Source organism: Rhodoferax sp. MLSD5-FHT05B10, from assembly GCF_058793415.1.
In genome coordinates, this window is sequence record NZ_JBXAFT010000002.1 from 435631 (window position 1) to 455616 (window position 19986).

The 19986-nt window shown below is 66.5% G+C and carries 17 protein-coding genes; 6 read left to right on the plus strand and 11 right to left on the minus strand.

Annotated elements, in window-relative coordinates:
• Positions 1 to 36 precede the first annotated feature (36 nt).
• Positions 37 to 2979: a sensor domain-containing protein gene (locus tag AC1Q5W_RS04710; RefSeq protein WP_492643610.1), complete on the plus strand. Its 2943-nt coding sequence runs from the start codon at positions 37 to 39 to the stop codon at positions 2977 to 2979.
• A 23-nt stretch (positions 2980 to 3002) separates the two neighbouring features.
• Here AC1Q5W_RS04710 and AC1Q5W_RS04715 read toward each other — a convergent pair whose 3' ends face one another.
• Positions 3003 to 3911 (minus strand): inositol monophosphatase family protein, encoded by a 909-nt coding sequence (locus tag AC1Q5W_RS04715; protein WP_492643609.1) that lies wholly within the window; start codon positions 3909 to 3911, stop codon positions 3003 to 3005.
• Positions 3912 to 4052: 141 nt separating this feature from the next.
• Between AC1Q5W_RS04715 and AC1Q5W_RS04720 the strand changes: the two genes are divergently transcribed.
• Together AC1Q5W_RS04720 and cysE are read left to right on the plus strand one after the other, a co-directional pair.
• The gene (locus AC1Q5W_RS04720; protein WP_492643608.1) at positions 4053 to 4853 is read left to right on the plus strand and encodes an RNA methyltransferase; all 801 of its coding nucleotides are present in this window, start codon (positions 4053 to 4055) and stop codon (positions 4851 to 4853) included.
• A gap of 10 nt (positions 4854 to 4863) precedes the next feature.
• Entirely contained in the window at positions 4864 to 5637 is a 774-nt protein-coding gene (gene cysE / locus AC1Q5W_RS04725) for a serine O-acetyltransferase (protein WP_492643607.1), read from the plus strand.
• A 6-nt stretch (positions 5638 to 5643) separates the two neighbouring features.
• Here cysE and mog read toward each other — a convergent pair whose 3' ends face one another.
• Positions 5644 to 6252: a molybdopterin adenylyltransferase gene (gene mog / locus AC1Q5W_RS04730; protein ID WP_492643606.1), complete on the minus strand. Its 609-nt coding sequence runs from the start codon at positions 6250 to 6252 to the stop codon at positions 5644 to 5646.
• Positions 6249 to 6911 carry a ribosome biogenesis factor YjgA gene (gene yjgA, locus AC1Q5W_RS04735; protein WP_492643605.1) on the minus strand — a complete coding sequence of 221 codons (663 nt, stop codon included), beginning with the start codon at positions 6909 to 6911 and terminating at the stop codon, positions 6249 to 6251. The genes mog and yjgA overlap by 4 nt, the downstream gene beginning before the upstream one ends.
• A 25-nt stretch (positions 6912 to 6936) precedes the next feature.
• On the opposite strand from yjgA, the gene pmbA reads away from it, so the two are divergent.
• Together pmbA and AC1Q5W_RS04745 are read left to right on the plus strand one after the other, a co-directional pair.
• The gene (pmbA, locus tag AC1Q5W_RS04740) at positions 6937 to 8343 is read left to right on the plus strand and encodes a metalloprotease PmbA (RefSeq protein ID WP_492643604.1); all 1407 of its coding nucleotides are present in this window, start codon (positions 6937 to 6939) and stop codon (positions 8341 to 8343) included.
• A gap of 123 nt (positions 8344 to 8466) precedes the next feature.
• Positions 8467 to 9642: a cytochrome P450 gene (locus AC1Q5W_RS04745; protein WP_492643603.1), complete on the plus strand. Its 1176-nt coding sequence runs from the start codon at positions 8467 to 8469 to the stop codon at positions 9640 to 9642.
• Here AC1Q5W_RS04745 and AC1Q5W_RS04750 read toward each other — a convergent pair.
• The 3 genes from AC1Q5W_RS04750 to AC1Q5W_RS04760 all read right to left on the minus strand — a co-directional run bounded on the left by AC1Q5W_RS04750 (position 9639) and on the right by AC1Q5W_RS04760 (position 11851).
• Positions 9639 to 10085: a GatB/YqeY domain-containing protein gene (locus AC1Q5W_RS04750; protein ID WP_492643602.1), complete on the minus strand. Its 447-nt coding sequence runs from the start codon at positions 10083 to 10085 to the stop codon at positions 9639 to 9641. The two genes, AC1Q5W_RS04745 and AC1Q5W_RS04750, sit on opposite strands and share 4 nt — an antisense overlap.
• Before the next feature lie 113 nt (positions 10086 to 10198).
• Positions 10199 to 10411 carry a 30S ribosomal protein S21 gene (gene rpsU / locus AC1Q5W_RS04755; RefSeq protein ID WP_006296472.1) on the minus strand — a complete coding sequence of 71 codons (213 nt, stop codon included), beginning with the start codon at positions 10409 to 10411 and terminating at the stop codon, positions 10199 to 10201.
• A gap of 177 nt (positions 10412 to 10588) precedes the next feature.
• Positions 10589 to 11851 (minus strand): BaiN/RdsA family NAD(P)/FAD-dependent oxidoreductase, encoded by a 1263-nt coding sequence (locus AC1Q5W_RS04760; protein WP_492643601.1) that lies wholly within the window; start codon positions 11849 to 11851, stop codon positions 10589 to 10591.
• 74 nt (positions 11852 to 11925) lie between these two features.
• On the opposite strand from AC1Q5W_RS04760, the gene AC1Q5W_RS04765 reads away from it, so the two are divergent.
• Positions 11926 to 14250 (plus strand): putative bifunctional diguanylate cyclase/phosphodiesterase, encoded by a 2325-nt coding sequence (locus AC1Q5W_RS04765; protein ID WP_492643600.1) that lies wholly within the window; start codon positions 11926 to 11928, stop codon positions 14248 to 14250.
• A 20-nt stretch (positions 14251 to 14270) separates the two neighbouring features.
• Here the strand turns inward: AC1Q5W_RS04765 and AC1Q5W_RS04770 are convergent, their stop codons facing one another.
• The 5 genes from AC1Q5W_RS04770 to nirD all read right to left on the minus strand — a co-directional run bounded on the left by AC1Q5W_RS04770 (position 14271) and on the right by nirD (position 19955).
• Positions 14271 to 14939, minus strand: a complete 669-nt coding sequence (locus AC1Q5W_RS04770) for a methyl-accepting chemotaxis protein (RefSeq protein ID WP_492643599.1) — start codon at positions 14937 to 14939, stop codon at positions 14271 to 14273.
• A gap of 70 nt (positions 14940 to 15009) precedes the next feature.
• Positions 15010 to 15801: a uroporphyrinogen-III C-methyltransferase gene (gene cobA, locus AC1Q5W_RS04775; protein WP_492643598.1), complete on the minus strand. Its 792-nt coding sequence runs from the start codon at positions 15799 to 15801 to the stop codon at positions 15010 to 15012.
• Positions 15798 to 16703: a DNA-binding protein YbiB gene (gene ybiB / locus AC1Q5W_RS04780; protein WP_492643597.1), complete on the minus strand. Its 906-nt coding sequence runs from the start codon at positions 16701 to 16703 to the stop codon at positions 15798 to 15800. Before ybiB ends, cobA begins: the two co-directional genes overlap by 4 nt.
• A 19-nt stretch (positions 16704 to 16722) precedes the next feature.
• A complete protein-coding gene (locus AC1Q5W_RS04785; protein WP_492643596.1) occupies positions 16723 to 19572 on the minus strand; it encodes a nitrate reductase in 2850 nt (949 codons plus the stop codon).
• A complete protein-coding gene (gene nirD, locus AC1Q5W_RS04790) occupies positions 19569 to 19955 on the minus strand; it encodes a nitrite reductase small subunit NirD (protein ID WP_492643595.1) in 387 nt (128 codons plus the stop codon). Before nirD ends, AC1Q5W_RS04785 begins: the two co-directional genes overlap by 4 nt.
• Positions 19956 to 19986: the final 31 nt, after the last annotated feature.

The window sequence follows — 19986 nt, forward strand, 5'->3', positions numbered from 1 at the left end:
GGTGGCAATTTCATTCTGTTCTCCCAAGAATTCACTGTGGCGACCTCTCCCGATAGCGTGCAACCTGCGCCTCCCCCGTCCGCGCACGCCACAGACCCCGACGTTTTCGCGTCTGACGACACTTCGTTTTTCGGGGTTGTCTTCAGCCAGAGCCCGGAGGCCATTGCCGTTACCCGCGTGCGCGACGACGTGATCGTGGCGGTGAACGACGAGTGGCTCAAGTACACCGGCTATGACCGCCGCGAGGTGGTGGGCCATACCGCGGTGGAGATCGGGCACTGGGCCGACTCGGCCGCCCGCGAGAAAGCGTTCTACCCCCTGAAGATGGGCGGGCGCCTGACGGATGTCGATGTCACCGTGTTCCTGCGGGACGGCCTGCCCCGTATGGTGCGCATCAACGCCACGCGGGTGTCGGTCCAGGGCGAGGCCTACATCCTGGTTTACGCGCGCGACGTCACGGCGGAAAACCTGGCCCGGGAGGCACTCCAGGCCGGTGAAAAGGCGCTGGAACAGGCCAATGAAAAACTCAACCGCCAAGTCAAGATCTACGAGATGACCGAAACGGTGGCCCGGGTCGGGCACTGGGTGGTCTACCCGGGGGACCCCACGGTGCACCTGTCCCACGGTTACTCCCAGGTGGGTGGTCTGGGGGAGATCCAGTCGGCACCGGTCGGCGCGCACCTGCGCCGGGTGGTGAAGGAAGACCGTGAAAAGGTCAAGCAGGCCCTCAAGCGGATGACGGGCGAGGTGGTGGAGTACCGCTGGCAGCAGCCGGACGGCCACACCATCTGGCTGCGCTCGCGCATGCAGCGGCAGATCGAGAACGGTGTCGTCAAGGCCGACCTGGGCGTGGTGCAGGAATTCACGGCAGAGCGGCAGGCCCTGCAGACCGTGAGCGACCAGCTGGCCTTTGTCCAGAAAATCACCAGCCGCGCGCCCAGCATGCTGTACGAGTTCCAGTGGTGGCCCGATGGCCGGATGGCGTTTCCGTTCGTCAGTGCCGCCGTGCAGCAGCTCTTTGGCGTCACCGAGGCCGAGGTGCGTGCCGACCCGGCCCGGCTCCGGGATCGGATCATGGCGGAGGACCTGCCCCACATCATGGAAACCGCCCGGGCGTCGATGGACACGCTGTCGATCTGGCAATGCGAATTCCGTGCGCGGGACGCCAACAACGTGGTGCGCTGGCTGCTGGGCAACTCGCAGCCCGAGCGGCAACCCAATGGTTCGGTGCTGTGGTGTGGTTCGATTGGCGACATCACTGCCCAGAAAGAGGTGGTTGCACGCCTGCAGGACAGCGAGGCGCGCTTTCGCAGCCTGACCGAGCTGTCCTCTGACTGGTACTGGGAGCAGGACGAACACTACCGGTTCATTCGCGTGCAGGGCAGCGTGGATGCCGCCAGAGCCTTGCGGGCCAAACAGGTCCTTGGAACCACGCGGTGGGGGGACGATGTAGTGGGCGTCAGCCCGGAGCAGTGGGCCGCCCACCGCGCCGCGTTGGACGCACGCGAGACGTTCCGGGATTTTGAAATGCAGCGCCGGGGCGCGGACAACGTTCTGGTCTGGGTCTCCATCAGTGGCGCGCCCGTGTTTGACGCCGACGGCGTGTTCCGAGGCTACCGGGGTACCGGGCGCGACATCACCGCGCGCAAGCAGGCCGAGGCCGACATTGAGCGACTGGCTTTTTTCGATGCCCTGACCGGTTTGCCCAACCGGCGCCTGCTGATCGACCGGCTGAACCATGCCGTGGAGTCCGGCACGCGCCGGGGCAGCTACGGTGCGCTGCTGTTCATCGATCTGGACAACTTCAAGATGCTCAACGACACCGTGGGGCACCACATGGGCGACGAGCTGCTCAAGCAGGTGGCTGCGCGCCTGAGTGCCTGCGTGCGCAGCATCGACACGGTGGCCCGCCTGGGTGGCGACGAATTCGTGGTCATGCTGGAAGAACTGAGCGAGAACGCGCTGGAGGCCGGTGCGCAGGCCGAGGCCGTGGGCAAGAAAATCCTGGAGGCCCTCAACCGGCATTTCGAATTGGGTGGTCAGCAGCACCACAGCTCCCCCAGCATTGGTGTGACGCTGTTCTTCGACCACCAGCAAAGCGTGGACGAGCTGCTCAAGCGCGCCGATCTGGCCATGTACCAGGCCAAGGCGGCCGGGCGCAACACCCTACGCTTCTTTGACCCGGCCATGCAGGCCGCGGCCTCGTCGCGGGCGGCGCTGGAGGCAGACCTGCGCCAGGGGCTGGCGCGCGACGAGTTCCGGCTGTACTACCAGCCGGTGGTTGATGAGTGCAGCCGCGTGACCGGCGTGGAGGCCCTGTTGCGCTGGCAGCATCCGCAGCGCGGGCTGGTGTCGCCGGGGGAGTTCATTCCGGTGGCCGAGCAGACCGGCCTGATCCTGCCCCTGGGGGAGTGGGTGCTGAAGGAAGCCTGCGCGCAGCTGGTGGCCTGGAGCACGCAGCCCGCCACCCGCAACCTGACCATGGCCGTCAACGTGAGTGCGCGCCAGTTCCGCCACCCCGAGTTTTCCAGCCAGATACTGACCCTGCTGCGCCTGAGTGGCGCCAACCCCTACCGCCTGAAGCTGGAGCTGACCGAGAGTCTGTTGCTGAGCGATTTTGACGACGCCATCGTCAAGATGAGCGAGTTGCGCTCCATTGGTGTGGGCTTCTCGCTGGACGATTTCGGAACCGGCTATTCCTCGCTGTCCTACCTCAAGCGCCTGCCGCTGGACCAGCTCAAGATCGACCAGTCGTTCGTGCGCGACGTGCTGACCGACCCCAACGACGCAGCCATTGCCCGCACCATCCTCAACCTGGCCCAAAGCCTGGACCTGGGCGCCGTGGCCGAAGGGGTGGAAACCGCCGGCCAGCGCGACTTTCTGCTGCGCAACGGCTGCAAGGCCTTCCAGGGATATTTCTTTGGCCGGCCGGTTCCCGTCGGGGAGTTGCAGCTGGGCGAAGCGTCCGACCGGTCTTGAACCGGCCGGAGTGATTCAGAACATCAGAACGGTGCGTCGCCAGTGGCGTCGTCGGACGCCGCATCGGGCGCTGCTTCGGCGGGTGCCTGGGCGGCCTGGCGCAGCGTGGCCTTCTCGCCGGCGCTGGCGAACTTGCTGTATTTTCCCAGAATGCCCACCAACTGCCCGTAGACGCGGGGGGTGCCGGCCAGGCATTCACCCTGTTCCAGGAACTCGGATTCCCCAGTGAAGTTGCCCACCAGGCCGCCGGCCTCGGTGATGAGCAGCGAGCCCGCCGCCACGTCCCACGGTTGCAGGCCGGTTTCAAAGAAGCCGTCGGTGTAACCGGCGGCCACGTAGGCCAGGTCCAGTGCGGCGGCGCCGGGGCGGCGCAGGCCGGCCGTGCGCTGCATCACGTCGCCCATCATGGCGAGGTAGTTGCCGAAATTGTCGCCGGGGCGGAACGGAAAGCCGGTGGAGATGAGGGATTCCCGCAGTTGGGTCCGTTTGGACACGCGCAGGCGGCGGTCGTTCAGGTAGGCGCCGCGGCCCTTGGTGGCGGTGAAGAGGTCGTTGCGGGTGGGGTCGTACACCACCGCCTGTTCGATCTTGCCCCTGACGGCCAGCGCAATGCTGACGCAGTAGATGGGCAGGCCGTGGATGAAGTTGGTGGTGCCGTCCAGCGGATCGATGATCCACACGAACTCGGAATCCTTGGCGCCATGCTCGCGTCCGGATTCCTCGGCCCAGATGCCGTGGCCCGGATAGGCCGTCAGCAGGGTTTCTATGATCGCCTGTTCTGCAGCCTGATCCACTTCGGTGACGAAGTCGTTGGCCTTTTTCTGGGACACGCGCACCGACTCGATATCGAGCGCGGCGCGATTGATGATGGAACCGGCGGCACGGGCGGCTTTGACAGCCACGTTGACCATGGGGTGCAGATTGAGCGACATAAATTGTGGTGAAGAGCTGGGTGGATCCGCGCGGCGATGCGGGCGGCGACAATAGGCCCATTTTAGCTTCAGCGTGAAAAACCTTGCGGGCCGTTCCCGGCTGGCGCTGAAACTTGGCCGTTTTACCGGAAATACACCACAGTGAAGACTCGATTCATTCTCATCCAGACCAGCCACGCGGGCAACGTGGGTGCTGCGGCCCGCGCCATGAAAACCATGGGCTTTGACGACCTGGTGCTGGTGGCGCCGCGCTGGGCCAATGTCTTGCGCCGTGAAGAAACCATCCAGCGCGCCAGCGGGGCGCTGGACGTGCTGGAGAAGTGCCGCATTGTCGACACGCTGGACGAGGCGTTGGACGGCATCTCCCACCTGTGCGCCACGGCCATGACTCCGCGCGACTTCGGCCCGCCCACCACCACGCCGCGGGAACATTTCGAGTTGCTATCAAAAGCGCAGCACTCTGCGCAGGTGGAACCTGGTCTGCAAGCCAATTTGGCGGGTCAAACGGGGGTCGGCTTCCTGTTTGGTTCCGAGCGTTTCGGCATGCGCAACGAAGACGTGTACCGCTGCAATGTCTGCCTGAGCATTCCCAGCAACCCCCAGTTTGGCTCGCTCAACATCGGTGCGGCGCTGCAGGTCATCGCCTACGAGTGGCGCCTGGCCCTGGGGGGCTTTGGCGTGCAGCCGACGGTGCCGCGGCCCGCGCGGGCGGACATGGCGCAGGTCAGCGGCATGCTCAACCACCTGGAGCAGGCGCTGGTGGCGCTGGAGTTTCTGGACCCCGCCTCCCCCAAGAAGCTCATGCCGCGCCTGAACCAGCTGTTCAACCGGGCGGCGCTGGAGGAGGAGGAAATCCACATCCTGCGTGGCATTGCCAAATCCATCCTGCAGCGGTCGCAAGCCAAGTCCGCGCCGGTGGCAGGCGATTCCCTGAGCGGATAGACTCCTAGCCATGTTTTCCCGCCTACGCTCCGACATCCAATGCATCCTGGACCGCGACCCCGCTGCGCGTACTACCTGGGAGGTGCTGACCTGCTACCCCGGCCTGCATGCGGTGGTGTTGCACCGGCCGGCGCACTGGTGCTGGACCCACGGGTTCAAGTGGCTGGGGCGTTTCATCTCGCATTGCGCGCGCGGGCTCACGGGCATTGAGATCCACCCCGGCGCCATCATCGGCCAGCGGGTGTTCTTTGACCACGCCATGGGTGTGGTGGTGGGCGAGACCGCCGAAATCGGCGACGGCTGCACCATCTACCAGGGGGTGACCCTGGGCGGAACCTCGCTGTACAAGGGCGTCAAGCGCCACCCCACCCTGGGCAAGGACGTGGTGGTGAGCGCCGGTGCCAAGGTGCTGGGTGGCTTCGAGGTGGGGGACGGCGCCAAGATCGGCAGCAACGCGGTGGTGATCAAGCCGGTGCCGGCCGGCGCCACGGCGGTGGGCATTCCGGCGCGCATCATTCCCAGCAAGACCGGTGAAAGCGCCGATGTCACCAGCACCGACCGCAAGTTCACTGCCTACGGCATCACCCAGGACGACGACCCGGTGAGCCAGGCCCTGCGCGGACTGATCGACTCGGCTTCGGGCCAGGAGCACCAGATCGCCATGCTGTGGCAGGCGATCGAAAAGCTGTCGGCCAACCGCACGGCCACCGACTGTGTGCCGGGAGACGCGGCGCGCAAGGAATGCTTTGAGGCCGAGCGCCTCAACCAGCTGCTGGGCAAGTAGGCCGGTTTAGGCCGCCAGGGGGCGGATGGTGCTCTTGGGCCGGAATGCCTTGCACACCGCATCGTGGGTCTGCAGGTAGGGGCCGCCAATGAGGTCGATGCAGTAGGGCACGGCGGCAAAAATGCCGGGTACCACCGATTGGCCCGCGCTGTCTTTCAGGCCTTCCAGCGTTTCGGCAATCGACTTGGGCTGGCCGGGCAGGTTGATGATCAGGCTCTGGTCCCGGATCACGGCCACCTGGCGCGACAGGATCGCGGTGGGCACAAATTTCAGGCTGATCTGGCGCATCTGCTCGCCAAAACCGGGCATTTCCTTGTGCGCCACGGCTAGGGTGGCTTCAGGGGTCACGTCGCGCAGGGCCGGGCCGGTGCCACCGGTGGTGAGCACCAGGCTGCAGCCCGCCTGCACCAGCTCCACCAGGGTGGCGCTGATGGTTTCGCGCTCGTCGGGAATCAGCCGGGTCTCGAAGGTCAGCGGGTTCTGCAGCGCGCGCGCCAGCCAGTCCTGCAGGGCGGGCAGGCCCTTGTCTTCGTACACGCCGCTGGAGGCGCGGTCGCTGACGGACACCAGGCCGATCCGGACCGGCTCCAGTGCCGAAGAGGTGGTGCCGCTCATGCGTCGGCTCCCGGGTTGTGGGGCAGCTCGGCGGTGTCGGCTGTGGTGTCGGGCACATCGGGGCCCTGCGCCAGCTGTTCACGCACCAGCTGGAAGATGTCACGGTAGGCGCGGCCATGGCGTAGCGCCTCGCCGGGTTTCTCGGGCTTGGCGTCCTTGCGGGCCTGGCGGATCAGGGCGCGCAACTGCTGGCTGTCGGTGCCGGGGCTGACGTTCATCCACTGGCCGACCGCATCGTCGTCGGCAATCAGGCGGTCACGCCATTGCTCGGCCGCATGCAGCGCCAGCGTTTCCTGCGCCGAGGGCGTGTGCTGCTCCACCAGCGCGGTGCGGATGGCGTCCAGCGTCTCCGGAGGGAGCTGGCGCATGCGCTTGCCGATGAACTGCAGCAGGCGGCGGCGCCCCTCGAAGTTGGTGATGCGCTTGTACTCGGCCAGGGCTTCCACCAGTTTTTCGGGGAGTTCCAGGCGCGTGATCAGGTCGGCGCGCAGGGGCAGCAGGTCTTCGCCGAGCTTCTGCAGCTCGGTGCTTTCCCGTTTGAGGTCGGTACGGCTCTTTTCGTCCGTACCCTTGAGCTCACGCTTGAATTCCAGGTCCAGTTCGCTGCCTTCGGCAACGAACTTGCCCTTGACGAAGTAGCCTTTTTTTAGTTTGCTCATATAGCCAAGTATCATAGCCTCCGCTATGCACAAACCCCATTCTTCCCCCAAATCGTCTTCCCCGGCCAAGCCGGCGGACAGTGGCTTTGCCCACAGTCGCCCGTTTTTCGAATCGCTGGTGGATGCGGCGCTGGCGCAGGCCAAAAAGCTGGGGGCGACCGATGCCGGCGCCGAGGTGTCCGAGGGCTGCGGCCTGAGCGTTTCGGTGCGCAATGGCGAGCTGGAGAATGTGGAGCGCAACCGCGACAAATCGCTGGGCGTGACCGTGTACGTGGGCAACCGCCGGGGCAACGCCAGCACCTCCGATTTTTCGCAGGCCGCCATTGCCCAGACGGTGCGCGCGGCGTATGACATTGCGCGTTTCACGGCCGAAGACCCGTTTGCCAGCCTGCCCGACGCGAAGGACATCGCTCCCGTGGCCGACCGCGCGCGCGACCTGGACCTGTTTCACCCCTGGGCCATCACCAGCGAAGAGGCCATGCGCCTGGCGCTGGAGTGCGAGGCGGCGGCCCTGGCCACCGACCGGCGCATCACCAACAGCGAAGGCGCGGCCGTGTCGGCCCAGCAGTCGCATTTCTTCAGCGCCCATACCCGCGGTTTTCGCGGCGGTTACGCCAGCTCGCGCCATTCCATGTCGGTGTCGCCGATTGCCGGCAAGGGCGATGACATGCAGCGCGACAGCTGGTACAGCTCCATGCGCCACCCGGGCGAACTGGCATCGCCCGCAGCCATTGGCCGCTACGCCGCCGAGCGCGCCCTGAGCCGCCTGAAGGCGCGCAAGATTCCCACCGTGGAATGCCCGGTGCTGTTCGAGTCACCGCTGGCGTCGGGCCTGGTGGGCGGGCTCGTGCAGGCCCTCAGCGGCGGCGCGCTGTACCGCAAGAGCTCGTTCCTGCTGGACTCCCTGGGCAAGATCGTGCTGCCCCGGCACATCGATGTGCGGGAAGACCCGTTTGTGCTGCGCGGCAAGGGCAGCTCGCCCTTCGATGACGAAGGCGTCAGCGTCAGGGCCCGCCAGGTGGTGGAAGGCGGGCGCGTGCAGGGGTATTTCCTGAGCAGCTACTCGGCGCGCAAGCTGGGCATGCAGACCACAGGCAATGCCGGTGGCTCGCACAACCTCACGTTCACCTCGCGCCTGACCCGGCCCGGAGACGATCTGGACGCCATGCTGAAGAAGCTGGGCACCGGTCTGTTCGTGACCGAGCTCATGGGCCAGGGCGTGAACTACGTCACGGGTGACTACTCCCGCGGTGCCAGCGGCTTCTGGGTGGAAAAAGGGCGCATTGCCTACCCGGTGCACGAGATCACCATTGCCGGCAACATGCGGGCCATGCTCAAGGGCATCGAGGCGGTCGGCGCCGACACCTACAACTACGGCGCCAAGACGGTGGGCTCCATCCTGGTCAACCGCATGAAGGTGGCGGGGAGCTGATCCCCCCTGCGGGCATTTCCATCTCCATTGCTGCTGCGGTCTGGCAGCCGGCATGGGCTTGCGCTGTGGCGGGGATTGCTGGTTAAATATATCATGTGATGATGTATTTTTAATCCGCCTCCTATGACTACCCGCACTGAACCCGACAACTGGGACCCACGCTCCGAATCGGTCATCAACGACCCCATTGCCGCCTACGACCGGATGCGTCAGCGCTGTCCGGTGGCGCACAGCGGGTACCTGCACTGGTCCGTGTTCCGGCATGAAGATGTGCTGCGGGTGCTGGGCGACCACCGTACCTTCAGCAATGCGGTTTCCCGCTACCCTTCCGTGCCCAACGGGATGGACCCGCCGGAGCACACCCGCTACCGGCGCGTGATTGAGCCGTACTTCAATGCGCAGCGCATGCAGGACTTTGCACCCCTGTGCCGCGAGATTGCAGTGACACAGTTGCAGGACCAGTCAGCGCACGGTGGGGTCGTGGAGATGACCACCTTTGCGGAAGATTTTGTCCTGCGCATCGAATGCGCGTTTCTGGGCTGGCCGGCGGACTTGCATGAACCGCTGCGCCAATGGATACGCCGCAACCAGCAAGCCACGTTGTCGCGTGAGCAGGCGGCAATGGACGCCGTGGCGCTGGAGTTTGACGGCTACATCAAGGCGCTGTTGCGGGTGCGCCGCGATGCGGGTGACGCCGCGCCGGAGGACATCACCACAAGCCTGTTGCGCACCCGGATTGCCGGCAAGGAGCTGGGCGAGGACGCCATTGTCAGCATCTTGCGCAACTGGACGGTGGGTGAACTCGGCACCATGGCTGCCAGCGTGGCGATACTGGCCCACTACCTGGCAGCACAGCCCGCCTTGCAGCAGCAGTTGCGCGCACAGCCGGCATTGCTGCCAGCGGCCATTGATGAAATCTTGCGCATCCATCCGCCGCTGTTCAGTAACCGCCGGATTGCCACCGAACCCACCCAGATCGGTGGGCAGGCCCTGATGGCGGGCGATCGCATTACGCTGATGTGGGCGTCGGCCAATCGGGACGAGGCCGTGTTTGGCGACCCGGACGGGTTTCGGCTGGACCGCGATCCGTCACAGAATCTGTTGTACGGCGCGGGTATCCATGTCTGCCCCGGGGCACCGCTGGCCCGGCTGGAGTTGCGCATCCTGCTGGAAGAGTTGCTGCGCCACACGCAGCGTCTGGAGTTGGTGCCCCACCAGGCGCCACAGACGGCCGTCTATCCGGCCAGCGGCTTTGCGTCGCTGCCACTGCAGATTCAGTGGCAGCCCAACGTGTTTTAGCCGGCCAGCGCGGTCTTCACGGCGGCTGACACGGTGCCCATTTCGGCCTTGCCGGCCAGCCGGGTCTTGACCACCCCCATGACCTTGCCCATGTCGCCCGGGCCCTTGGCGCCCAGTTCGGCCACGATGGCCTTCACTTCGGCCAGCACCTCGTCGGCGCCCATGCGCTGGGGCAGGTAGGCCTGCAGCACTTTCATCTCGGCGGCTTCCTTGTCTGCCAGTTCCTGGCGCTCGGCCTTGACGAAGGCTTCGATGCTGTCCTTGCGCTGCTTGATCAGCTTGTCCACGATGGCCACCACGGCCACGTCGTCCAGCTCCACACGCTCGTCCACTTCCTTCTGCTTGCACGCGGCCAGCAGCAGGCGGATGGTGCCCAGGCGCTCGCTGTCCTTGGCGCGCATGGCGGTTTTCATATCTTCCGTGATTTGGTCTTTGAGTGACATGGCGTGGATTCCTGAAAGAGAGGGGGGTGAAAACAAAAAAAGCCCGCCGGAGCGTCCCCAAGCGAGCTTTTTTGTGGGCCGGAAACTGCGAGCAGCTTCGGGGCCAGAAACTGTCAGTAGAGTTTCTTCGGAAGCTGCATGCTGCGGATGCGCTTGTAGTTGCGCTTGACGGCAGCGGCCTTCTTGCGCTTGCGCTCGGCAGTGGGCTTCTCGTAGAACTCGCGGGCGCGCAGGTCGGTCAGCAAGCCCAGTTTTTCGATGGTGCGCTTGAAGCGACGCAGGGCTACGTCAAACGGCTCGTTTTCTTTTACACGGATGGTTGTCATTACGTAATGTTGTCCAAAATGTGCTGATCAAGATTCACGGGGGGAGATCGGGCCCCACATGCCTCGCTCAGCGGTGTTCCCCGTCTTAACTAGTATTGGCCGACGGGGTATTGCCAGAAAAGCCTTGGATTATAACGTTTTTGGGGCAACATTCAAACGCGCCCGCCCGGCCAGACGCTAAACGCGGTCGGCGGCTGCGGGCGCCCCCAACTTGGCCGCCAGGCCCTGCGCGCAGGCGTAGCCGCTGGCCCAGGCCCACTGGAAGTTGTAGCCGCCCAGCCAGCCGGTCACATCCACCACCTCGCCAATGAAATACAGACCGTTCTGGCGCGACTCCAGGGTCTGGCTGGACAGCGCGGTGGTGTCCACGCCGCCGGCCGTGACCTCGGCCTTCTTGTAGCCCTCCGTGCCGGTGGGGGTGAGCTCCCAGCGGTTCAGGCGTTCGGCCAGTGCGGCCAGCGCCTTGTCGGAGGCTTCGTTGACCGGGCGTTGCCAGTTGTGCCCCAGGGCCGCGCCCTGGGCCACCCAGGCGTCGGCCAGCCGCGCGGGCACCAGGGCCGCCAGTTCGTTGGCGATCAGCTTGCGCGAGCGGGCTTTGGCCTGCTGCAGCCACTGGGCGGCATCCTGTCCGGGCGCCAGGTTCAGGCGGATGGGCGTGCCCTCCCGCCAGTAGCTCGATATCTGCAGCACGCCGGGGCCGCTCAGGCCGCGGTGGGTGAACAGCAGGTCTTCCAGGAAGGCCACTTTGTCCTTCTTGCTGCCGGTTTCAATCTGTACCGGCAGGGACAGGCCCGACAGCTGGGCGAACGGGGCCCAGGCGTCGGCATCAAAGGTGAGCGGCACCAGTGCCGGGCGGGGGGGAACGACGGGCAGGTCGAATTGCCGGGCAATGCGCCAGCCGAAGTCGGTGGCGCCAATCTTGGGAATCGACAGGCCGCCAGTGGCCACCACGACGGCGGCGCACTGGATGGTCCCGTGGCTACTATCAATTTCATAGCTACCTGCGCTGTTTCCATGAGGGTTTGTGGCCAGATAGCGTATGGATTTCACGCTGCACGGCTGCCAGCGCGTGACGCCACCGGCGGCACACTCGGCCAGCAGCATCTGCACGATGTCTTCGGCCGAACGGTCGCAGAACAGCTGGCCCTTGTGCTTTTCGTGGAACGGGATGTGGTGGCGTTGCAGCAGGGCGGTGAAGTCGCCCGGGGTGTAGCGCGACAGGGCCGAGCGGCAAAAGCGCGGGTTCTCGCCGAGGAAGTTGGCCGCCGTGGTGTCCTTGTTGGTGAAGTTGCAGCGCCCGCCGCCCGAGATGCGGATCTTCTCCGCCACCTGGTCGCTGTGGTCCAGCACCAGCACCTTCAGACCCAGCTGGCCCGCCACACCGGCACAGAACAGGCCGGCGGCACCAGCGCCCACGATCACCACGTCAAACTTTTGCATGGGCTGCAGTGTAGGGGCATCCGATGGCCTGAATGTTGCTTGGAAGGAGTTGTTCGAACCCCGAGATTGCCGCCATGCATGAGACCCCTTCCGTTTACCTGAGCCAGCAAAGGCCGGCACACCAAGCCGACATGGCGCCGCAACTGCGGCCCCTGCTGGGCCGCGCGCTGTGCCTGGACGCCGTGGAGAAGGCGGCGGCGTTCGGCCGCTGGTGGCTGGATGTGCAGAGCGCGCAAATGGTGCTGTCCGTGGTGGCGGCGGATTTCCTGGATGTTGAAAGCGGTTGGCACGGCACGTTGGAGAGTGGTTTTGCGCAGGTCGTGCCCGAGGATGTGCGGGTGCTGATGGCGGCGCTGGCGCAGGCGGGTGTGGTGGGGCAGCAGGTCGATTGCACGTTCCGCATCCTCAACGCGGAAACGGGTTTGCGCTGGCTGCGCATTGCCTCGTTGTCGCCCTGCGTTTCGGCGCAGGCCGTGCAGACGGGGGTGCTGATCGACGTCACAGCGTCCCGGCACGCCGCGATGCGCGAACGCTTCAGTTTCGAGTCCACGCAATTTCTGGTCGCCACCCACACTGTGGACGATGCTGTCAACAGGACCATCCGGCTGGTGTGTGAAAACCTGGGTTGGGAGTGGGGCGCCTACTGGTCGCTGGAGCAGGACCCGGCGGGCGGACACCAGCTGGTGTGCAGCCATTTCTGGCATGACCCGGCGTACGCGCTGCAGGCATTCACCCAAGACAGCCGCGCACTGCGCGTGGTGCCCGGGCAGGGGCTGGTGGGTGATGTCTGGGCCACGGGCCGTGCGGCCTGGGTTGATGGCATGGCGCACGACCGCAATTTTCTGCGTGCTGCCAGTGCGTTGGAGAGCGGTTTGCAGTCAGGGTATGCGTTTCCGGTTTCGTACGTGATGCCCGATGGTCGCCGTCACAGCCCCGGTGTGCTGGAGTTCTTCAGCAGCCTCGCACGCCAGCGGGAGGCGCAATTGCCCAGCCTGGCGGGCGCGATTGGTGGCCTGGTGGCGCAGACGGTGCAGCGTCTGGAGCAGCAGGAGACCATGCGCCTGCTGGCGCAGGCGGACGACCTGACCGGCCTGAACAACCGCAGCTATCTGCACCAGCTGCTGGATGCCACCTGCCTGAACGCGCGGGCGACTCAACAGTCGTTTGGCGTGATGTACATCGACCTGGACCGCTTCAAGCTGATCAACGATGCGTTTGGTCACGACGCGGGCAATGCGGTCTTGCGCGAATTTGCCCGGCGCCTGCAAAAGCTGGTGGCAAAGGGCTGCCACGCGGGGCGGCTGGGTGGCGACGAGTTTGCGGTGGTGACGACACCGATGGCCCCGGCCAGCCTGATGGCCCGGTTGCGTACGCTGGCCGATGACGTGCTGCTGGCCGCGCGCGCGCCGTTTCATTTTGGCAACCATGCGCTGACGGTGTCGGCCAGCATCGGCATCAGCGTGTATCCCGACCACGGTCTGACGACGCAAGCGCTGCTGCGCGGCTCTGATGCGGCGATGTACCGGGTCAAGCGAAGCGGGCGCAACGCCATGGGGTTCCTGGAAAGCGCCTCCACGGTGCTGGAGGCCCAGCAGTCGTCTCTGGTGCAGCAACTGACCATGGAAGCGGAGTTGCATCAGGCGCTGGTGGAAGAGGAGTTTTTCCTTGAGTACCAGCCGGTGTTCGATAGCCTTCAGGAGCGGGTTGTGGCCGTGGAGGCCCTGATTCGCTGGCGCCGGGCCGATGGCGAGGTGGTGCGGCCGGACGTTTTTATTCCGATCGCCGAGCAGAGCCGGCTGATCGTGCAGATCGGGCGCTGGGTGGTGGAGCGCGCGTGCCGCGATCTGGCGCAGTTGCACCGCTCGGGTTTCCCGTCGTTGCAACTCAACGTCAACATGGCGGCTTCCGAGTTTGTCAGTGCCAGCCTGCCGGGAGAGCTCGCTGCGGTGGCCGAGGCCCACGGTATTGCCACGCACCACCTGTGTCTGGAGTTGACGGAGAACATGGTGATGACGCAAGCCGACAAGGTGATTCCGGTGATGCGCGCGCTGCGCCAGCGGGGCTTCAAGATCAGCCTGGACGACTTCGGCATTGAGCACTCGTCCCTGTCGCGGCTGAAGAACCTGCCGATTTCTTCCGTGAAGATTGACCGCTCATTTGTCAACGGTTTGCCACAGGATAGGGGTGATGCCGCCATCGTCCGCACCATTCTCGATCTGGGGCGGAACATGAAATTGCAGGTGATTGCCGAAGGCGTGGAAACCGATGGCCAGCTGAACTTTCTGCGGCAATTCGGCTGCGGCTACATCCAGGGCTTTGTGTTCAGCCGACCCCTGCCACTGGAGACCCTGGTGTCTGTGCATGGGCCCCAGGGGCCGGCGCGCCACAGCGGGCCTTGACGGCCCTCCTGGCCTCGGGGTCAGGCGGCCTGCTTGTTGCGCGCTGCCAGGTCCACCGCCTTGCGCGACAGGCCATCGATCTCCGTGGTGATGCCCGACAGCACCTGGGCGACCACCGCGAACTCCCGCCCCTGCTGGCCGGCCCGCGCGGCGATGACCTGCGCATTGAAGCTCACGACCTTGGCTTCGCGGGCCACGGTCTGGATGTCAGAGACGATGCCGGTCAATTCCCGCATCAGCACCTCAGCCTTGCCCTTGCTGATGGAGTCAAACGCGGTGGTGGCGGTATTGAGGGCCTCCAGCACCGTGTCCCGGCTGTCCACCAGGGCGTTCAGGGCGCGCCGGGTGTGCGCGTCCTGGGTGGCCAGGCATTCCAGGGCGGTGCGCATCAGTTGCACAAACTGGTCAATGGTGGCGCCCACCCCGCGGGGGCCCTGGTAGGTCTCGCGCAGCCGCTGTGCGCTGTGGCCGTCGAGCTGGCTGGCCATGACCTGCAGACGGTCCTGGCTGTCGCAAAACAGCTGGAACGATTGCTGTGCTGTCTGCAGCCGGGTGCTGTCGCCCGAGGCGGCGAGCACGGTCTGCAGGATCATGCGCTGCGAGAGCATGCGCTGGCGGGCCGCCAGATTCACCAGGGACAGGGGTTCGTTGGCGGGTGTGGTGCGGTCGGGGGCAGAGTGAGAAGTCATGCGCAATGCCAAGCAAGAGGCAGGCCAGTTCGGGCCGCTGCCGCGCGTGCCCTGCAGCGGGGCGCGCCACTCAGGCGCTGCGCTGTCCGGCTTGCGGCTGCTGCAGCGCCAGCAGGCCTTGCAGCACGTCACCCACCACGATGATGCTGGGGCTGGCCAGTTGCTCGCGCGCAATCGTGGCCTGCAGCTGATCCAAGGTGCACACGGCGTGGCGTTGGTGGGGCAGGCTGGCGTTCTGGATGATGGCCACCGGCGTGCTGGCCGGCAGTCCGTGCAGCAGTTCGTCCTGGATGCGGGCCGCGCCGCTGACGCCCATGTAAATCATCAGCGTGAGCCGGGCTTGGCGGGCCGTGGCGGCCAGGGCCCGCCAGTCGGTTCCGGCATCGCCCGGCTTGGCATGGCCGGTGACGAACACCACGCCGTGGGCATGTTTGCGGTGGGTCAGTGGCACGCCCAGGGACGTGGCAGCCGCCAGCCCGGAGGTGATGCCGTTGATGACGTGCACCCGCACACCGGCGGCCTGCAGGTGCTCCACCTCTTCGCCACCGCGGCCAAACAGGAAGGGGTCGCCGCCCTTGAGGCGCACCACGGTCTCGCCTTCCTGCGCGGCGGTGAGCATGAGCTTTTCGATGAAGGACTGCGGGGTCGACTGGCAGCCGCCGCGCTTGCCCACGTACACCACACGTGCCGTGGGTGCGGCAAAGGCCACGATGGCCTCGTTCACCAGGTCATCGACCAGCAGCACGGTCGCCGCCTGGATGGCCTTGAGGGCCTTGACGGTGAGCAGATCGGGGTCGCCGGGGCCGGCACCCACGAGGGTGACCTGGCCGGAGCACGAAGGGGATGCAAGGTGGTGTGTCATGGTGACTGCACCAGACGCAAGATGTGGGCCACTTGCTGGGCAATGGGGGCCGGCACCGGCTGCGCACCGCTGAGCACGCTGCGGATGTAGGCCGCGGTGCTGGGTGCATCGATGGTGGCGGGCAGCGTGGGCAGTTCGGCCAGGCTGCCGCTTTGGTGGCTCTGCAACTCCACGCTGTGGCCGCCCACGAAGCCCTGCATCCGGGGTGTGCGCCGCGGGTCGGCCACGGCTTCGCCTTCGGTGCCGCGCAGCAGCAGGGCATTGGTGCCTGTCAGGGCCAGCGTGGCGGCCATGGACTCGGCGTACTCGGGGTGCGTGTAGCTGCTCACCAGCAGGCTCGGGCCGGCGCAGGGAATCATCAGCTTGACCAGGCTGTGGGCTGGGTTGCGCAGGCCCACCACCCGGCGCACGTCCAGCAGGCGCTGCAGGCCCGGGTTCAGCAGCGCCGTGGGCACGTAGGCCACGCTGCCGGGTGCTATGGATTCGATAGCTGTCTGCGCAGGGATGCCAAGCTCCAGCAGCACTTCGGAGGCGAGAATGCGCTGGGACTCGGTGGCCGTGCCATGCACCAGAACCGCCAGGCCCTCGCGTGCCAGCAGCAGCGCCAGCAGTGGGGTGAGCACCGGCAGCTTGCGGGCGCCGTTGTAGCTGGGAATGACGACGGTGGGCGTGGCGCCCGCCGGCACCCGGTGCAGGCGCTGGTGGGTGGCGTCCAGAAAGCCGGCCATCTCCTCGGGGGTTTCGCCCTTGATGCGCATGGCGATGCAGAAGGCGCCCACTTCCAGATCGGTGACGGTGCCGTCGAGCACCTGGCCGAACAGGTCGGCGGCCTGCTCGCGCGTCAGGTTGCGCGCTCCGTCTTTGCCGCGCCCGATTTCCTTGATGTATTTTCCAATGCCCATGGTTGCATTGTGCGGGATATCAGGCCGCCGGCACGGGCTGCATGGAGACGCGCACCATGCGCTTGACTTCGGGCAGGCAGGAGCCGCAGTTGGTGCCGCATTGCAGGGCACTCTGCAGTTGCGCCAGGCGCTCGTCGGCGTACCCTCGGCACTGGCCCAGCTGTGCGGTGATGGCCGTATCGGTCACGTTGAAGCAGGTGCACACCGGCTTACCGCGTGATTGCACGGCCACCGGTGCGGTGGCGCCTGGCGACAGCAGCAGGCGACCATAGGCCTGCGCCGGCAGGGCGTCCAGCAGCAGGGTGGTGATCCAGTGCTGGGCGCTGGTGTCGCCGGCCAGCACAAAGGCGTTGAGCTGGACCGTGGCCGCCGGGTCTGCGGCCTGTTCGGGGCGCACCAACTGCACCGTGCGGCGCTGGCCGCGCTTTCTGTCGGCGTAGCGCAGCACATCGGTGCCCGCCAGGCCCAGCAGGGCTTCGATGCTGGCCAGCACCCCGTCCGGGGGTGCTTCGTGGCCGGCAGCCCGAAACAGCACGCCGGTGCGGTCGCGGCCAAAGGGGGTGCAGCTGGCAAAGGGAAACAGCGCCATCAAGCCCTTGAGCTGCTCGCGGACCTGCAAGACCTGCGCCTGCGGCAGCCACGCCACGCCCAGCAGCGCCCAGGGCAGCTCGGCCTTGAGGATCTTGACCGGCGTGTGCTTGAACTCGGGCTGGTGGGACGTGGGGCAGCATGCCGGGGTGGTGAGGGCGTTCACGCCGGCCAGAACCCGCCCGGTGCTGCTGGAGCCACTGAGGTATTCCTCGCCCCAGTGCATGGCCATGAAGGCCTGGCCCAGGCCCAGCCCGCTGTCGGCCTGGACCGGCACGACGATGGAGCCCTGCGGGCTGGTGACGTGCACCAGGTCGCCGTCGTGCAGCTGGCGCTGCTGCATGTCCTTCGGGTGCATCTGGACGGCTGGCTCGGCTACATGGCCAAAGAGGCGACCCAGCGTGCCGGTGCGGCTCATGCCATGCCACTGGTCGCGCAGGCGCCCGGTGGTCAGCGCGATCGGGTAGCGGGCGGTGCGCGGCTGCGCCACCGGCTGGTAGGTGGTGGCCACGAAGCGGGCCCGGCCGTCGGGGGTGGGGAAGCGGGCGTCGGTGTACAGCCGCGCGGTGCCGTGGGCTGCGCCCAGCGGCAGGGGCCACTGCTGGGGGCCTTGCGCGTCGAGCTGGGCGTAGGACAGGCCGGTGATGTCCAGGTCGCGCCCCTGGGTGGAGGCGCGGTGTTCTTTCCAGATGGATTCGGGTGTGGTGTAGGGAAACAGCCCCCGCGGGGCTCCGGGCAGGCGCTGCTCCAGCCGCCGGGCAAAGTCGACGGCGATGGACCAGTCGTGGCGCGGTCCTTGTGTCTGCCCTTGAGTCGATGCCTGCGGCGTGGGGGGCGGGACGGCTGCGCGCACGCGGGAAATCCGCCGCTCGCTGTTGGTCACCGTGCCGTCCTTTTCGCCCCAGGTGGTGGCGGGCAGCAGCAGGTCGGCATAGGCGGCGGTGGCGGTGGTGGCAAAAGCTTCCTGCACCACCACCAGCTCGGCGCGTTCCAGCGCGCGGCGCACCGTGGCCTGGTCGGGCATGCTGTGGGCCGGGTTGGTGCAGGCAATCCACAGGGCTTTGATCTCGCCGTCGGCGGCGGCCTGGAACATCTCCACCGCCGTCTTGCCGGGGGCCTCGGGCACGCTTGGCACGCCCCACAGCGCAGCCACCTCGGCGCGGTGCGCGGGGTTGGCCAGGTCGCGGTGGGCGCTGAGCAGATTGGCCATGCCGCCCACTTCACGCCCCCCCATGGCGTTGGGTTGGCCGGTCAGTGAGAAGGGCCCGGCGCCGGGCTTGCCGATCTGTCCGGTGGCCAGGTGCAGGTTGATCAGGGCCGCATTCTTGGCCGTGCCGCTGCTGGACTGGTTCAGGCCCTGGCAGTACAGGCTCAGGGTCGGCGTGCGCGCGGTGGCACGGCCCGCCGGCCCGCCGGCAAACAGGCGTGCCGCCTCCAGCACGGCCTCGCGGGAAACGCCGCACACCTGCGACACGCGTTCGGGCGTGCAGTCGCGCACGGACGCCTTGAGGTCCTCGAAGCCACTTGTGTGTTCGGCCACGTAGGCGGCGTCTAGCCAGCCCTGCTGCAGCATGGCGTTCAGCATGCCGTTGAACAGCATCACGTCGGTACCGGGCTGCAGCGGCAGGAACAGGTCGGCGATCTCGGCGGTGTCGGTGGTGCGCGGGTCGCAGACGATGACCTTCAGGTGCGGGTTGGCCTTCTTGGTGTCTTCCACGCGGCGAAACAGGATGGGGTGCGCGTAGGCCAGGTTCGAGCCGGCGATGAAGATGCACTGCGCGTGGTGGATGTCGTCGTAGCAGGCCGGTGGCGCATCGGCGCCCAGCGTCTGCTTGTAGCCGGCAACTGCGCTGCTCATGCACAGGCGCGAGTTGGTGTCGATGTTGTTGGTGCCCACCAGGCCCTTGGCGAGCTTGTTGAAGACGTAATAGTCTTCGGTGAGCAGCTGGCCGCTGACGTAAAACCCCACGGCGTCGGGGCCGTGCGTCTGGATGATGCGGGCGAACTGGGTGCTGGCGTGGTCCAGCGCCTGCTCCCAGCTTACCGGGGTGGCGGCGCCACCGCGCTGCAGGCGCTGCAGGGGCTGCAGCAACCGGGTCTGCTGTGCGATGGGGGCGCTGGCCGTCAGGGCCAGGGTGGAGCCCTTGGTGCACAGGCGGCCGAAGTTGGCCGGGTGGTCGGGGTCGCCGCGCACGCCGGTGATCTGCCCGTCTTGCGATGCAATGATGACACCGCAACCCACCCCGCAGTAGGGGCAGGTGGATCGGGTTTCGGTGCTCATGCGCCAGCGGTCTGGCGGCAGGCGGGACCGGCCAGGGGGCGGGTCAGATCGGTGGCGTGGTGCGCCAGTTCGGCGGTGTTGAGCAGGACTTGGCCATCGACCACCTGCACGGCAAAGCGCGGGGTGCAGCCTTCGTCGGGTGCGGCGGCCTCTCCGGTGTGCAGGCTGATGGTCCAGTTGTGCAGCGGGCAGGCCACACTGGTGCCGAACACAATGCCTTGCGATAGCGGGCCGCCCTTGTGGGGGCAGCGGTCCAGCAGAGCAAAAATGTCCCCCGCGTCGTTGCGGAATACGGCCACATCCAGCCCCTGGGGGCGGGCGACCCGGCGGGCGCCGAGTACGGGGATATCTTCAACGCGGCAGACGGGGGTCCATTCACTCATTTTGCTATTCCTTTTATAGCTGCATGGGCCC